Genomic DNA, 14,211 nt, shown 5'->3' with positions numbered 1-14,211 from the left:
CCCCAGGCCGAGGTCTCGTTGGACGAGCCCATGGCGAACTCGTCCATGTTGAGCTTGCCCAGCATGACCGCGCCGTCGCGCCAGAGCTGCGAGGTGACCGTGCTTTCGTAGGCCGGCTTGAAGTTGCGCAGGATCATCGAGCCCGCGGTCGACTGCACGCCCTCGGTGCAGAACAGGTCCTTGATGCCCAGCGGCGCGCCTTCCAGCGGCCCGGCCACGCCCGCCTTGCGCCGCGCGTCGGAAGCCTTGGCCATCTCGAGCGCCTTGTGCGGCGTCTCGACGACATAGGCGTTCAGCGGCCGCGAGGCCGTGATCGCGGCGAGGTGGTCCCTGGTGATCTCCTCCGACGAGAAGTCACCCTTGGCGAGGCCGTCGAGCGCGGCCTTCAGGGTCAGCCCGGTCAGGTCGGACATGCTATTCCACCACCTTCGGCACGACGTAGAAGCCCTTCTCGGACCTGGGCGCGTTGCCCAGCACGCGGGCCGCGTCGCCGCCGTCGGTGACGACGTCGTCGCGCATGGGCAGCGTGGTGTGGACCGAGGTGGTCATCGGCTCGACGCCGTCGGTGTCGACCTCGTTGAGCTGCTCGATCCAGTCGAGGATGCCCGAGAGCTCCCTGGCCAGCGGCTCCAGCTTCTCTTCCGGCTCGGCGATCCGCGCGAGCCGGGCGACCTTGCGGACGGTCGCCGCGTCGATGGCCATCGGGGCCTCCTAGAAATTCAGGGGCGTGGGTTAGCCGTGCGAGGGGGCGTATTGCAAGCTATAGGCGGCCATGGCCGTCATCGATCTCGCCGAATTGCCGCCCGCGGGCGCCCTCGTGGGCCTGGACCTGGGGGAAAAGACCATCGGCGTCGCGGTCTCCGACGCGACCCGGATGATCGCCTCGCCGCTCGAGACGATCCGCAAGACCAGGTTCACGGACGACGTCGCCGCCCTGCTCAAGCTGGTCGACAGCCGCCGGCCGGTCGGCTTCGTGATCGGCCTGCCGGTGAACATGGACGGGACCGAGGGCGCGCGCTGCCAGTCGAACCGGGCGTTTGCGCGCAACCTGCTGCGGCTGAAGCCCGACCTGGCGATCGCCTTCTGGGACGAGCGCATGTCGACCATGGCGGTCAACCGCATGCTCATCGACGAGGCCGACGTCAGCCGCGCGCGCCGCGCGGAGGTGGTCGACCGGGCCGCGGCCGCCTGGATCTTGCAGGGCGCTCTGGACCGCCTCCGGAACGGCTGACCCCTTTGCGCGGGCCTCCGAGGCCGGATATCCACCACCGCCAGAATGACCACTCCGCTCCCGCTCGGCCGCTACTTCCCCGACTCGTCGCCGGCGCAGGCGCCCGCGGACGTCGCCGTGGTCATGCCGACCCTGATGCGGCCCATCGCGGTCAGGGCCATCGAGAGCGTCTACGCCCAGGATTTCCAGGGCCGCATCCAGATCGTCATCGGCGCCGACGTGAACCCGGGCGACACCGGTCCGATCTTCGCGGCGCTGGAGCGGCGACCGGGCCACGTCTCGGCCGCGGTCCTGACCCTGCCCTACTCCACCTCCGAGCGGCACGGCGGCGTGCATCGCGCCTATGACGGCGGCGCGCTGCGGACCATCCTGACGTTCATGGCCAACGCGCGGCGGGTGGCCTACCTCGACGACGACAACGAGTGGACGCCCGATCACCTGTCGCTGCTCATCGAGGCCATGGGCGACAAGGCCTGGGCCCACAGCCTGCGCCTCTGCATGGACGAGGACACCGACGAGGAACTGGGCGTCGACATCTGGGACGCCGTCGGTCCCAACAAGGGCCGCTTCAAGGACATCGGCGGCGTGATCGACCCCAACACCCTGATGATCGACAAGGTGCGGGCGGCCCCGATCCTGTGGATGTGGTCCGACCCCGGCCCGAACCTGAAGCGCCTGGAGGCCGACCGGCGCATCACCGCCAGCCTCGGCAAGGCGCCCGGCGGCTTCGTGGAGAAGGCCACCGTGCGCTACCGCATGCGCAGAACGAACATCCTGTGGCAGTTCATGCGCGAAGGGACCCGGTTCGACTGACGGGCGTCAGAGCCCGCCGGCGAAGAGGTCGACCTTGCCGATCTGGACGCCGCGCGAGCGCATGATCGCGTAGGCCATCGACAGGTGGAAATAGAAGTTGGTGGTGGCGAACCCGGTCAGCCACTGGCCGATCGGCATGGTGGGCGAGAAGCCGTTGCCGAGGGTCACGTTCAGCGCCTCGCCGTCGCGGCCCTCGAACTGTTCGGGCGTCAGGCCCGCCAGGAACGCCTTGGCGTTGGCGATCTCGGCGCGGATCCCCGCGAGATCGAGGTCGGACGCGATGTCCTCCGGCACGGCGACGCCGGCGGCGCGCGCGGTCCACTGCCTGGCGAAGTTGATCGGCACGAAGGCCTGGAACCGCAGCGGGTTCATGTCGTCGATCAGCGCCCACTCCAGCATCTCGGCCTCGGAGACGCCCTGCGACGCGGCGAACTCGGCGCCCTTGGCCAGGATGTGGTCGAGGGTTCCGAGGCCCTTGGAATAGAGATCGACGAAGGTGAAGAGACAGACGGCCACGTGGTTTCCCCCTGGAATGACGGCTTCCGGCATATGGGGCTACGGCCGAGGTCCGCAACGCCGATGCACGACGAACCTGGGGATCACCTGGTCGCGTCGCCTTCCCTTGAGCGGCGGCGTCCTCTAGGAGGGCGCTTTAATGAGCGGCGCACCCCCTGGTCTGAACGAGGTCCTGCAGCGGACCTTCTCCTTCCCCAAGCGCCATTTCCTGTCGGCGACAGACCTGAACGAGGTGGAGGTGCGCAGCCTCCTGGATCTCGCCGACGGATTCGTCAGCCTGAACCGGCAGACCTCGAAGAAGCTGGACCTGCTCAAGGGCAGGACCCTGATGAACCTGTTCTTCGAGAACTCGACCCGCACCCAGGCGAGTTTCGAGCTGGCCGGCAAGCGCCTGGGCGCCGACGTGGTCAACATGAGCCCGCGCTCGTCATCGATCTCCAAGGGCGAGACGCTGATCGACACGGCGGTGACGCTGAACGCCATGCAGCCCGACCTGCTGGTCGTGCGCCACGCCTCGTCGGGCGCCGCATCGCTGCTGTCGCAGAAGGTGGGCTGCTCGGTGATCAACGCCGGGGACGGCCAGCACGAGCACCCGACCCAGGCGCTGCTGGACGCGTTGTCGATCCGCCGCGCGTTCGGCGACATCGCCGGGCTGAAGGTGGCGATCTGCGGCGACGTCCTGCACAGCCGCGTGGCGCGCTCCAACATCGCCATGCTGCAGATGCTGGCCGCCAACGTGCGGCTGGTGGGGCCGCCGACGCTGATCCCCGCCGCCGCGCACCTCTGGAACGTCGAGATCTTCCACGACATGAGGAAGGGGATCGCCAGCTGCGACGTGGTGATGATGCTGCGTCTGCAACTGGAGCGGATGGACGGCGTGATGGCGCCCAGCCAGCGCGAATACTTCCGCTTCTTCGGTCTCGATCGCGAGAAGCTGGCCTTCGCATCCGACCGCGTGCGGGTGATGCACCCGGGCCCGATGAACCGCGGCGTCGAGATCGACTCCGAGGTCGCCGACGATCTCTCGGTCAGCCTGATCCAGGACCAGGTGGAGATGGGCGTCGCGGCCCGCATGGCAGTGCTGACGTCGCTGTCGGCGCGTCTGGAGAACGACCGATGAGCAGCGGTCGTCCCCTCGCCTTCACCAACGCCCGGATCGTCGATCCGGCCAGCGGCTACGACGGGCCCGGGGCGGTCCTCATCACCGAGGGCGTCATCGCCGACGTGGCCAGAAAGCCCGACCTCGGGAAGCTCTCCCCCGACGTCGAGGTCGTGGATGCGGGCGGCGCGCTGCTGATCCCCGGCCTGATCGACATCCGCGTGAAGACCGGCGAGCCGGGCGCCGAGCCCAAGGAGACGCTGAAGTCCGCCGCCCTGGCGGCCGCGGCCGGCGGGGTCACGACCATCGTCGTCCAGCCCGACACCCATCCGGTGATGGACGAGCCGTCGGTGGTGGACTTCATCCTGCGCCGCGCCCGCGACATCGAGCTGGTCAACGTCTATCCCGCCGGCGCCGCCACCCAGGGCTGCGAGGGCCAGCGGATGGCCGAGATCGGCCTCATGCACGAGGCGGGCTGCCTCTACGTGACCGACGCCGACAGGCCGATCGTCGACTCCAAGGTGTTCCGCCGCGTGCTGAGCTACGCCAGGGCGTTCGGCACGCCCGTGGCGCACCGGCCCGCCGACCCCTGGCTGTCGGCCGGCGCCGCGGCGAGCGAGGGCGAGTTCGCCGCCCGGATGGGCCTGCCGGCCGTCCCCGCCATCGCCGAGAAGATCATGCTGGAGCGCGACCTGGCCCTGGTCGAGCTGACCGGCGCCCGGCTCGTCGTGGACCAGATCACCACCGCGAGCGCGCTGGAGAGCCTGAAGCGGGGGCTGGATCGCGGCCTGCCGGTCACGGCGACCACTTCGATCAACCACCTGTCGTTCAACGAGATCGACATCGGCGACTACCGCACCTTCTGCAAGCTGGACCCGCCGCTGCGCAGCGAGGACGACCGCCAGGCGGTGATCGAGGCGGTGGCCTCAGGCCTGATCCAGGTGATCGTCTCGGCCCACGCCCCGGCGCCCGCCGAGGACAAGCGCCTGCCCTACGACGAGGCCGCGCCCGGCGCGGTGGGCCTGCAGACCCTGCTGGCCGCCCTCCTCGCCTTCCACCACGAGGACCGCATCCCGCTGATCGACCTGATCCGCACGGTCACCGCGGCGCCGGCCGACCTGCTGGGCCTATCCGCGGGTCGCATCGCCAAGGGGGCGCCGGCCGACCTCGTGCTCGCCAGCCTGAACACGCCGGTCCACATCGACGCCGACAAACTGGTCTCGAAGTCGAAGAACTCGCCGTTCGACGGGCGCCGCCTCCAGGGCAAGGTGCTCCGCACCCTGGTCGACGGGCGGACAGTCTACGCGGCCTAGACGCTCGTCGGGCCGGGCCCGCAGCAGCCTTCGCCGGCGCCCGATCCAGCAGCGGGCGCCTTGACGTTCATGCTTGGTTCCCGTTTGCTCCAGGGCGGCGAGACGAACGGCGCGGCGCGCGTTACGACAGGCCGCGGAGAGAGGGAGCGTTCATGTCGCAGGTTCTGGGCCCGGTTGAGATCGGCGCGGCGCTGGTAGGCGGATACCTGCTGGGCTCGATACCGTTCGGCGTGATCGCGACGAAGCTGGGCGGCGCGGGCGACCTGCGCAAGGTCGGCTCCGGCAACATCGGCGCGACGAACGTGCTGCGGACGGGCCGGCGCGACCTGGCGCTCATCACCCTGCTGGGCGACGGCGGCAAGGGCGCGGTGGCGGTGCTCCTCGCCTGGCTCGCCACGCGGGACGGCACGGTCGAACAGCAGGCGGTGCTGACGTCGCTGGCGGCCGGCGCGGCGTTCCTGGGTCACCTCTTCCCCGTCTGGCTGGGGTTCCGGGGCGGCAAGGGGGTCGCGACCTTCTTCGGCACGCTGCTGGCGGCGGCCTGGCCGGTGGGCCTGGCGGCCGGGGCCATCTGGCTGATCACCGCTTTCGTCTTCCGCATCTCGTCGCTGGCGGCGCTGGTGGCGGTGGCGCTGGCGCCGGCCATCGCGCTGGCCCTGGGTCGGCCACGTCCCATCGCGCTCCTCGCGCTCTTCATGGCGCTGCTCGTCTACGTGCGCCACAGCGAGAACATCCGCCGGCTGCTGAAGGGCGAGGAGCCGAGGATCGGCAGCGGCAAGAAAGTCCCGGAGAGCGCGGAAGGGTGATTCGGCCCCTGACCGACGTCCAGCGCCGCGACTGGCTGCGGCTGGCCCGCACCGAGAATGTGGGGCCGGTGACGTTCGACCAGCTCGTCACCCGCTACGGAGAGGCCTCGGTCGCGCTGGCCGCCCTGCCGGACCTCGCCCGTCGTGGCGGGCGCGCGGCCATCCGCATCCCGACGGCCGGCCAGGCCGACGCCGAACTCGAGGCTGGCGCGGCGCTCGGCGCGCGGCTGATCGCATCGTGCGAGCCCGCGTTCCCGCAGGCCCTGGCCGCGCTCGATCCGCCGCCGCCGCTGATCTGGACGCGCGGCGACGTCGGCATCCTGGACCGCCGCACCGTGGCGGTGGTCGGCGCGCGCGTGGCTTCGGCCGCCGGCCAGCGCTTTGCCCGCGGCCTTGCGGCCGACCTGGGCCAGGCGGGCTGCGTCGTGGTCTCGGGGCTGGCCCGCGGGATCGACGCGGCGGCGCACGAGGGCGCGCTGCCGACCGGCACGGTCGCCGTCCTCGGCGGCGGCGTCGACGACGTCTATCCGCCCGAGCATCGCGGCCTCTACGAGCGGATCGTCGCCGAGGGCTGCGTGGTCTCCGAGAACGAGCCGGGGCGCACCGCCGTCGCCCGCGACTTCCCGCGCCGCAACCGCATCATCGCCGGCCTCGCCCGCGCCGTCGTGGTCGTCGAGGCCGAGTTCCGCTCGGGCTCGCTGATCACCGCCCGCCTGGCCAACGAGCAGGGCCGCGAGGTGCTGGCCGTGCCGGGCTCACCGCTGGACCCCCGCGCCAAAGGGACCAACGACCTCATCCGCCAGGGCGCGGCGATCTGCGAAGGCGCCGACGACGTGCTGCGTGCTCTGGAGGGCATCGGCGGCTTCCGCGAGCCCGAGCCCACGCCGTTCCGCGGGCCCGCCTGCGAGCCCGACGACGGCCTGCGCGAACGCCTGGCCGCCCTGCTCTCGCCCACGCCCGTCAGCCGCGACGAACTGGTCCGCGCCGCCCGCGCCCCTGCGCCCCTGGTCTTCGCCGCCCTGATGGAACTGGCGCTGGCCGGCCGCGCGGACCTGCTGCCGGGCGGAATGGTCGCAACAGCGTGAGCCCCCCTTGGGGGGCTCGCGGGAGGGGCCCGAATCCCGGCGTTGACAGGCCGCGGGCGCCGCCCCCACCTTCCGCGCTCTTTTCAGGATACCGATCGCCTAGATGCAACTCGTCATCGTCGAGAGCCCGGCCAAGGCCAAGACCATCAACAAGTATCTGGGCTCGGACTACAAGGTCCTGGCCTCGTATGGCCACGTCCGCGACCTGCCCGCGAAGGACGGTTCGGTGCGCCCGGACGAGGACTTCGACATGTCCTGGGAAGTCGACGGCAAGGCCGCCAAGCGCCTCGCCGAGATCGCGGACGCCGCGAAGGCGGCCGACAAGCTGATCCTGGCCACCGACCCCGACCGCGAGGGCGAGGCGATCAGTTGGCACGTCCTCGAGGTGCTGCAGAAGAAGCGCGCCATCAAGGGCGCCACCGTCCAGCGGGTCGTGTTCAACGCCATCACCAGGTCGGCCGTGCTCGACGCCATGGCGAACCCGCGCGACCTCGACATGGAGCTGGTCGAGGCCTATCTGGCCCGCCGCGCGCTGGACTACCTGGTGGGCTTCACGCTCTCGCCCGTGCTGTGGCGCAAGCTGCCGGGCGCGCGCTCGGCCGGCCGCGTGCAGTCGGTGGCGCTGCGGCTCGTCGTCGAGCGCGAGCTCGAGATCGAGCGGTTCAAGACCCAGGAGTACTGGACGGTCGAGGCCGAGGTCGCCGCCGGCGGCGATCCCTTCACCGCCCGCCTGGTGAAGCACGAGGGCAAGCGGCTCACCAAGTTCGACCTGGCCAACGAGGCCAGCGCCTTCGCCGCGCGCGACGCGGTCAAGGCCGCGACGTTCAAGGTGGCCTCGGTCGAGCGCAAGCCCGGCCGCCGCTCGCCCCCGCCCCCCTTCACCACGTCGACCCTCCAGCAGGAGGCCTCGCGCAAGCTGGGCTTCAACGCCCAGCGCACCATGCAGGCCGCCCAGAAGCTCTACGAGGGCATCGACATCGGCGGCGAGACCGTCGGTCTCATCACCTACATGCGGACCGACGGCGTGCAGACGGCGCCCGAGGCGCTGGACGAAGCCCGCGCCGTCATCAACGGCCTCTACGGCAAGGAGTACGTGCCGGAGAAGGCGCGGATCTACTCCACCAAGGCCAAGAACGCCCAGGAGGCGCACGAGGCGATCCGGCCGACCAGCCTGGGCCGCAACCCCGGCAAGCTGAAGCTCGAGGGCGACCTCGGCCGGCTCTACGAGCTGATCTGGAAACGGATGATCGCGTCGCAGATGGAAGCGGCGCGCATCGAGGACACCAACATCAACCTCGAGAGCAGCGACGGCCAGACCGGGCTGCGCGCCACGGGCCGCGTGGTGACCTTCCCGGGCTACCTCGCCGTCTACGAGGAAGGCCGCGACGATCCGGACGACGAGGAAGGCGGCCGCCTGCCGCAGGTGGCCGAGGGCGCCGCCGCCAGCGTGCGCTCCGCCAAGGCCGACCAGCACTTCACCGAGCCGCCGCCGCGCTACTCGGAAGCCAGCCTGGTCAAGAAGATGGAGGAGCTCGGCATCGGCCGGCCCTCGACCTACGCCTCGATCCTGACCGTGCTGCGCGACCGCGCCTACGTCCGCATGGAGAAGCAGCGGTTCGTGCCCGAGGACCAGGGCCGGATGCTGATCGCCTTCCTGGGCGAATTCTTCGAGCGCTACGTCGAGTACGACTTCACGGCAGGCCTGGAGGAGCGCCTCGACCTGGTGTCGGCCGGCGAGCTCGACTGGAAGGTGCTGCTCCGCGAGTTCTGGACCGAGTTCAACGCCAAGATCGGCGAGACGGCGGACCTGAAGATCACCGACGTCCTGAACGCCCTGGACGCCGCGCTGGGCCCGCACCTGTTCCCGGACAAGCCGGACGGCTCGGACCCGCGCGCCTGCCCCACCTGCGGCACGGGCCGCATGGGCCTGAAGTCGAGCCGCTACGGGCCGTTCCTGGGCTGCTCGAACTATCCGGAGTGCCGCTACACGCGCCCGATCGGCGTGCAGGTGGAGGGCGAGGACGGCGCGTCGGGCGACCGCGAGCTGGGCGTCGACCCGGTGACCGGCGAGACGGTCTACCTGAAGACCGGGCGCTTCGGCGTCTACGTGCAGTTGGGCGACGGCGAGAAGCCGAAACGGTCCAGCCTGCCGAAGGGCTGGAGCGCGCCCGACATGGACCTGGAGAAGGCGCTTCGGCTGCTGCGCCTGCCCCGCGAGATCGGGATGCACCCCGAGGACGGCAAGCCGATCCTGGCCGGGATCGGCCGGTTCGGCCCGTTCGTGCTGCACGAGGGCACCTACGCCAATCTGCCCAGCGTGGACGAGGTGTTCGAGGTGGGCGTGAACCGCGCCGTCGACCTGATCGCCACCAAGCGCGCAGGCCGCCGTGGCGGCGCGGAGGCTGCCGCGCTGAAGGAGCTGGGTCCGCACCCCGTCGACGGCCAGCCCGTGCGCGTGCTCTCCGGCCGCTACGGCCCCTACATCAAGCACGGCTCCACCAACGCCAACGTCCCCCGCGGCGCCGACCCGCTGTCGGTGACGATGGAGCAGGCCGTCGCGCTGATCGCCGAGCGCGAGGCCAAGGGCGGCGGCAAGAAGGGCAAGAAGCCGGCCCGCGCCGCGAAGGCCGAGGGCGGCGCGGCGAAGAAGCCTGCCAAGAAAAAGGCTGTGGCCAAGAAGAAGCTGGCGGCCAAGAAGAAGCCGGCGGCCAAGAAGCCCGCGACCGCCCCGATCGACGACGACGAGGCCCCGTTCTAACCTCAGCTCCGCTCATCCCCGCGAATGCGGGGACCCAGACTTCCCTTCGCGGACAGCTTCCGTCCCGCTGCGCCTGTGGCTAGCTTCGCAGGAAGCAAGCCTGGGTCCCCGCATGCGCGGGATGAGCGGGTTGGGAGGGTTCGCGTGGCGACGGCGAAGATCAACGGCCTCGACCTCTACTACGAGCGCGCCGGCGCGGGGCCTCCGCTCCTCTTCATCTCGGGCACCGGCAGCGACCTGCGGGTCCAGCCCAACGTCTTCGCCTCGCCGCTGGCCAGGGCGTTCGACCTCGTCGCCTACGACCAGCGCGGTCTCGGCCGCACGAGCAAGCCGGACGGTCCGTACACGATGGCCCAGTACGCCGACGACGCCGCGGCGCTGATGGCCGAGCAAGGCTGGGACGGGGCCCTCGTCGTCGGCGTCTCCTTCGGCGGGATGGTGGCGCAGGAGCTGGCGCTGCGGCATCCGGGCCGCGTGAAGCGCCTGGTGCTGGCCTGCACCTCGCCGGGCGGCGCCGGTGGGGCCTCCTACCCCTTCCACGAGATCGACCACCTGAAGGGCGAGGCCCGCGCCCGCTTCATGATGTCGATCAGCGACACACGCCGCGATGCGGCCTGGCAGGCGGCGAACCCCGGGGACTACGAGCGCTTCGTCCAGCTCGCCGCCGCAGATCCCTACGCCGGCGAGCCCGGCCGCGCCGAGGGGGCGTGGCGGCAGCTCGAGGCCCGCTCGCACCACGACACCTGGGACCGGCTCGGCGACATCGCCTGCCCCACCCTGATCGCCGCCGGCCGCTACGACGGCATCGCCCTGCCCGCCGCCCAGGGGCGGATGGCGGCCCGTATCCCCGGCGCTGAACTCGCCTGGTTCGAGGGCGGCCACCCCTTCATGATCCAGGACCGCGCCGCCTACCCGGCGATCATCACGTTCCTTGCCCGTTGACCGATGGGCCCGTTGCGCGCCGCGGGGTCACGCCCCTATCGTCGAACGGCGTTACATTGGATCGGGGAGAGGACGATGCGGACGAAACATCTTTGCGCCGGAGCAACTGCGTTGCTTGCCCTGGCGCCCATCCCGGCCGTTGCCCAGACGACGGCCCAGCGCATCGCGGCGCTGGAAACCGCCACGGCGGCGCTTCAGCAGACCCTGTCGCAGGCTCAGGTCCAGATCGCGGGCCAGGAGGCGCAGATCACCGAACTGCGGGGTCGATTGGACGCAAGCGTGGCGGCCCAGAACAGACTCATCGCGAGCGGCGCGACCGTCCGCATCTACTACGATCCGACACGCAACCTCTGTCTCTTCGCCCGTGACGACGTGAACAACGGAAACGGAGCCTTCGTCGTGACAGGCGACTGCGGCAACAACCGGGCGCGCTTCCAATTGATCCGGCCGTGAGCCTCTAGCCCGCCGCCAGCTCCAGGATCTCCACGATGTCGGCAGCGGTCGTGACCGGCCGCGGGCTCGTGCGGACGCCGGGGTCGTGCATGGTGTGCTCGGCGATGGCCTGGAACTGGTCGCGGCCGACGCCGACGCTCCTCAGGTCGGCGGGCAGGCCCAGGCTGGTCACGAGGCGTCGAACGCCCTCGGCGGCGGTCGGCGCACCCAGGGCCTCGGCGATCAAGGCGTGCTGGGGCGAGCCCTCCTGCCCGGTCCACGCCAGCACCGCGGGCAGGATCACGCAGGAGGTCAGGCCGTGCGGCACGCCGTAGGTCCCGCCCAGGGTGTGGCCGATGGCGTGGCTGGGCCCCATGCCGCGGCCGGACCCCACGCCGCTGATCGCCAGCCACATGCCGAACTGGCACTCGAGCCGCGCGTCCATGTCCTGCGGGTCGGCCTTGGTGGCGGCCAGCCCGCGCGCCAGCCTGCGCAGGCCGTCCAGCGCCAGGGCATCGGCATACGGCGCTCGCTGCGGGTTGCAGAGCTGTTCGCAGGCGTGATCCACGGCCTTCATGCCCGTCGAGAACCAGAGCTGCAGGGGCGTCGGCCGTGTCACCTCCGGATCGAGCACCACCGCGCGCGGGGCCAGCAGCGGGTGGCCGTAACCCTCCTTCGACCGGTTGGCGACGTCGGTCACGCCGGCGAATGCGGTGAACTCCGCCGCCGAAAGTGTGGTCGGCACGGCGATCATCCGCACGCCCGCCGGGACCTTGCCGACATCCACCCGCCCCGGCCCCCGGGCCGCCCGGTACGCGTCGAGCTGCGCCGGCTCGGTCAGGCCCGCCCAGAGCGCGAGCTGGATCACCTTGGTGGCGTCGATCACCGAGCCGCCCCCCAGGGCCACCAGCAGGTCGGCGCCGCTCTCCCGCGCCTCGGCGGCCCCCGCGATCACGCCCTCTCGCGGCGAGTGCGCGCCGATCTGCGAGAAGACGCCGACGCAGAGGTCGCCCAGGTCACGGGCGAAGTCCGCCGCGAGCCCATCCGCCAGCGAGCGCGTCGTGGTGACCAGCAGCCGCGAGCAGCCCCACGCCTCGGTCAGCTCGCGCACCACCTCGGCGGCGGGCCGGCCGTAGGTGACCTGGTCCTGGCGCGGGAACCTGTGTGTCCCGGTCGGCATCTTCTGGCCCTCCCGCCTCGGCAAAGGTGCTAAAGCACGCCCGATGGCCCGACCCAAGACTCCGAAGTCCGCCCGCTTTGCCAAGGGTCTTCCCGACCGCGACACCCTCCTGAAGTTCGTCCGCGAGAGCGGCGAGACCGACAAGGCCGCCATCGCCCGCGCTTTCGGCCTGAAGGGCGAGGATCGCCGGGCGCTCCGCCACATGCTGAACGCCCTGGAGGCCGACGGCACGCTGGGCAAGCGCGGCCGCCGCGGCTTCGCGGAAGCCGGCGCCCTGCCCGAGGTCGGCGTGGCCGACGTCGTCGAGCGCGACGCCGACGGCGACCTGCTGGTCCGGCTCACCCGCGGCGAGGACGCCCCGCTGGTGGCGCTCTCGCCCGACAACGATCCCAAGGCCGGCGCCCCCGGCCTGGGCGACCGCGTGCTGGTGCGGTTCGTGAAGCTGGAGAACGGCGAGTTCGAGGCCCGCCTCATCAAGCGCCTGGGCCAGAGCGCGCACCGTATCCTGGGCGTGGTCAGGAAGGCGCGGCGCGAAATCCGCGTCGAGCCGGTGGACCGCCGCTCGAAGGACACCCTGATCCTGCCCGAGGGCGAAGACGTCCGCGACGGCGACCTGGTGCTGGCCCAGCTCGAGCCGCACGGCCCCCGCTACGGCCCGAAGCGCGGCAAGCTGCTGGAGATCGTGGGCCAGGAGGACGACCCGCGCGCCTACTCCCTGATCGCCATCCACGCCCACGGCATCCCGACCGGCTTCTCGGAGGCGGCCGAAGCCGAGGCCGAGGCGGCGCAGGAACCGACCCTCGCCGGACGCGACGACCTGCGCGAGATCCCGCTCATCACCATCGACCCGGCGGATGCCCGCGACCACGACGACGCCGTCTACGCCCACCCCGACGACGACCCGAAGAACCCGGGCGGCTTTGTCTGCTGGGTCGCCATCGCCGACGTGGCCGCCTACGTCCGCCCCGGTTCGGAGCTGGACCGGATCGCGCGCGACAAGGGCAACAGCGTCTACTTTCCCGACCGCGTCGAGCCCATGCTGCCCGAGCGGCTGTCGAACGGCCTCTGCTCGCTGCGCGAGGGCGAGAACCGCGCCTGCCTGGCCGTGCGGATGGCGTTCGGGGCGGACGGGCGCAAGCGCAGCCACCGGTTCGTCCGCGGCCTGATGCGCTCGGCCGCCAAGCTCAGCTACGAGCAGGCCCAGGCCGCCGTCGACGGCGCGCCCGACGACAAGGCCGGCCCGCTGCTGGAGCCGGTGCTGCGGCCTCTGTGGGCCGCCTACGCCTGCCTGAAGAAGGGCCGCGACGCCCGCTCGCCGCTGGCCATCGAGAGCGCCGAGCGCAAGATCGCCATCGCCGACGGCGAGATCGCCGCCATCACCCCGCGCGCCAGCCTCGAGGCCCACAAGCTGATCGAAGAGTTCATGATCCAGGCCAACGTCTCGGCCGCCGAGATGCTGGAGCAGAAGAAGACCCCGCTGATCTACCGCATCCACGACCAGCCCAGCCCGGAGAAGATCCAGGCCCTGGCCGACTTCCTGGGCTCGATGGGCCTGCCCTGGACCAAGGGCGAGGCGCCGCGCACCGAGCGGTTCAACAAGCTCTTGGACGAGACCCGCGACGGCCCGCACGCCGACATCGTCAACGAGGTTGTCCTGCGCACTCAGATGCAGGCGGTCTATTCCACCGAGAACATCGGCCACTACGGCCTGAACCTGGCAAGGTACGCCCATTTCACCTCGCCGATCCGCCGCTACGCCGACCTGATCGTGCATCGGGCGCTGATCACGGCGCTGGGCCTGGGCTCGGACGGCCTCTCGGACTTCGACATCTCGAAGATGCAGGACACCGCCGAACTCATCACCCACGCCGAGCGCCGCGCCATGGCCGCCGAGCGCGACGCGATGGACCGCTACGTCGCCGCCTTCCTGTCCGACCGCGTGGGCGCCGAGTTCGCCGGCAAGATCACCGGCGTCACCCGCTTCGGCCTCTTCGTGCGGCTGGCCGACACCGGCGCGGACGGGCTCGTGCCGATCT

Annotated in this window: 14 protein-coding genes; 10 read left to right on the top strand and 4 right to left on the bottom strand. The window is 71.3% G+C overall.

The features are described 5' to 3' along the window. Both JNL41_RS14085 and gatC read right to left on the bottom strand, forming a co-directional pair. Positions 1–413 (bottom strand): amidase (locus tag JNL41_RS14085; protein WP_293475932.1); only part of this gene is annotated, 413 nt, incomplete at its 3' end. A 1-nt stretch (position 414) separates the two neighbouring features. Next, positions 415–702 (bottom strand): Asp-tRNA(Asn)/Glu-tRNA(Gln) amidotransferase subunit GatC, encoded by a 288-nt coding sequence (gene gatC / locus JNL41_RS14080; protein ID WP_293475931.1) that lies wholly within the window; start codon positions 700–702, stop codon positions 415–417. Positions 703–772: 70 nt separating this feature from the next. Here gatC and ruvX point away from each other — a divergent pair, with 70 nt between their 5' ends. Together ruvX and JNL41_RS14070 are read left to right on the top strand one after the other, a co-directional pair. Beyond that, entirely contained in the window at positions 773–1,231 is a 459-nt protein-coding gene (gene ruvX / locus JNL41_RS14075; RefSeq protein ID WP_293475929.1) for a Holliday junction resolvase RuvX, read from the top strand. Positions 1,232–1,276: 45 nt separating this feature from the next. After that, positions 1,277–2,044 (top strand): hypothetical protein, encoded by a 768-nt coding sequence (locus tag JNL41_RS14070; RefSeq protein ID WP_293475927.1) that lies wholly within the window; start codon positions 1,277–1,279, stop codon positions 2,042–2,044. 6 nt (positions 2,045–2,050) lie between these two features. Here the strand turns inward: JNL41_RS14070 and JNL41_RS14065 are convergent, their stop codons facing one another. Continuing rightward, positions 2,051–2,560: a DUF1993 domain-containing protein gene (locus JNL41_RS14065; protein ID WP_293475925.1), complete on the bottom strand. Its 510-nt coding sequence runs from the start codon at positions 2,558–2,560 to the stop codon at positions 2,051–2,053. Positions 2,561–2,699: 139 nt separating this feature from the next. Here JNL41_RS14065 and JNL41_RS14060 point away from each other — a divergent pair, with 139 nt between their 5' ends. The 7 genes from JNL41_RS14060 to JNL41_RS14030 all read left to right on the top strand — a co-directional run bounded on the left by JNL41_RS14060 (position 2,700) and on the right by JNL41_RS14030 (position 11,016). Then, positions 2,700–3,680 (top strand): aspartate carbamoyltransferase catalytic subunit, encoded by a 981-nt coding sequence (locus JNL41_RS14060; RefSeq protein WP_293475923.1) that lies wholly within the window; start codon positions 2,700–2,702, stop codon positions 3,678–3,680. After that, on the top strand, positions 3,677–4,972 hold the full coding sequence (gene pyrC, locus JNL41_RS14055; RefSeq protein ID WP_293475921.1) for a dihydroorotase: 1,296 nt from the start codon (positions 3,677–3,679) through the stop codon (positions 4,970–4,972). The genes JNL41_RS14060 and pyrC overlap by 4 nt, the downstream gene beginning before the upstream one ends. Positions 4,973–5,124: 152 nt before the next feature. After that, the gene (gene plsY, locus JNL41_RS14050; RefSeq protein WP_293475919.1) at positions 5,125–5,778 is read left to right on the top strand and encodes a glycerol-3-phosphate 1-O-acyltransferase PlsY; all 654 of its coding nucleotides are present in this window, start codon (positions 5,125–5,127) and stop codon (positions 5,776–5,778) included. Continuing rightward, positions 5,775–6,863 carry a DNA-processing protein DprA gene (gene dprA / locus JNL41_RS14045; protein ID WP_293475917.1) on the top strand — a complete coding sequence of 363 codons (1,089 nt, stop codon included), beginning with the start codon at positions 5,775–5,777 and terminating at the stop codon, positions 6,861–6,863. Before plsY ends, dprA begins: the two co-directional genes overlap by 4 nt. A gap of 103 nt (positions 6,864–6,966) precedes the next feature. Continuing rightward, positions 6,967–9,621, top strand: coding sequence for a type I DNA topoisomerase (topA, locus tag JNL41_RS14040; protein WP_293475915.1), 2,655 nt, complete (start codon positions 6,967–6,969; stop codon positions 9,619–9,621). 144 nt (positions 9,622–9,765) lie between these two features. Beyond that, positions 9,766–10,563, top strand: a complete 798-nt coding sequence (locus tag JNL41_RS14035) for an alpha/beta fold hydrolase (protein ID WP_293475913.1) — start codon at positions 9,766–9,768, stop codon at positions 10,561–10,563. A 75-nt stretch (positions 10,564–10,638) separates the two neighbouring features. Beyond that, a complete protein-coding gene (locus tag JNL41_RS14030; RefSeq protein ID WP_293475911.1) occupies positions 10,639–11,016 on the top strand; it encodes a hypothetical protein in 378 nt (125 codons plus the stop codon). Between the two features lie 4 nt (positions 11,017–11,020). Here the strand turns inward: JNL41_RS14030 and JNL41_RS14025 are convergent, their stop codons facing one another. After that, positions 11,021–12,175 carry an iron-containing alcohol dehydrogenase gene (locus JNL41_RS14025; protein WP_293475909.1) on the bottom strand — a complete coding sequence of 385 codons (1,155 nt, stop codon included), beginning with the start codon at positions 12,173–12,175 and terminating at the stop codon, positions 11,021–11,023. A 43-nt stretch (positions 12,176–12,218) separates the two neighbouring features. Between JNL41_RS14025 and rnr the strand changes: the two genes are divergently transcribed. Continuing rightward, positions 12,219–14,211 (top strand): ribonuclease R (gene rnr, locus JNL41_RS14020; RefSeq protein ID WP_293475907.1); only part of this gene is annotated, 1,993 nt, incomplete at its 3' end.

The organism is Phenylobacterium sp. (genome assembly GCF_016793285.1).
Classification (GTDB): Bacteria; Pseudomonadota; Alphaproteobacteria; order Caulobacterales; family Caulobacteraceae; genus Phenylobacterium.
Note: the sequence above shows the minus strand (reverse complement) of the source record. Positions and strands in the feature narration are given on the sequence as shown.

Excerpts from the sequence above, each read along its gene's own strand:
- JNL41_RS14025 (WP_293475909.1), bottom strand. The coding sequence starts at position 12,175 with ATGCCGACCGGGACACACAGGTTCCCGCGCCAGGACCAGGTCACCTAC.
- plsY (WP_293475919.1), top strand. The coding sequence starts at position 5,125 with ATGTCGCAGGTTCTGGGCCCGGTTGAGATCGGCGCGGCGCTGGTAGGC.
- JNL41_RS14070 (WP_293475927.1), top strand. The coding sequence starts at position 1,277 with ATGACCACTCCGCTCCCGCTCGGCCGCTACTTCCCCGACTCGTCGCCG.
- JNL41_RS14060 (WP_293475923.1), top strand. The coding sequence starts at position 2,700 with ATGAGCGGCGCACCCCCTGGTCTGAACGAGGTCCTGCAGCGGACCTTC.
- topA (WP_293475915.1), top strand. The coding sequence starts at position 6,967 with ATGCAACTCGTCATCGTCGAGAGCCCGGCCAAGGCCAAGACCATCAAC.
- pyrC (WP_293475921.1), top strand. The coding sequence starts at position 3,677 with ATGAGCAGCGGTCGTCCCCTCGCCTTCACCAACGCCCGGATCGTCGAT.
- gatC (WP_293475931.1), bottom strand. The coding sequence starts at position 702 with ATGGCCATCGACGCGGCGACCGTCCGCAAGGTCGCCCGGCTCGCGCGG.
- ruvX (WP_293475929.1), top strand. The coding sequence starts at position 773 with ATGGCCGTCATCGATCTCGCCGAATTGCCGCCCGCGGGCGCCCTCGTG.
- JNL41_RS14030 (WP_293475911.1), top strand. The coding sequence starts at position 10,639 with ATGCGGACGAAACATCTTTGCGCCGGAGCAACTGCGTTGCTTGCCCTG.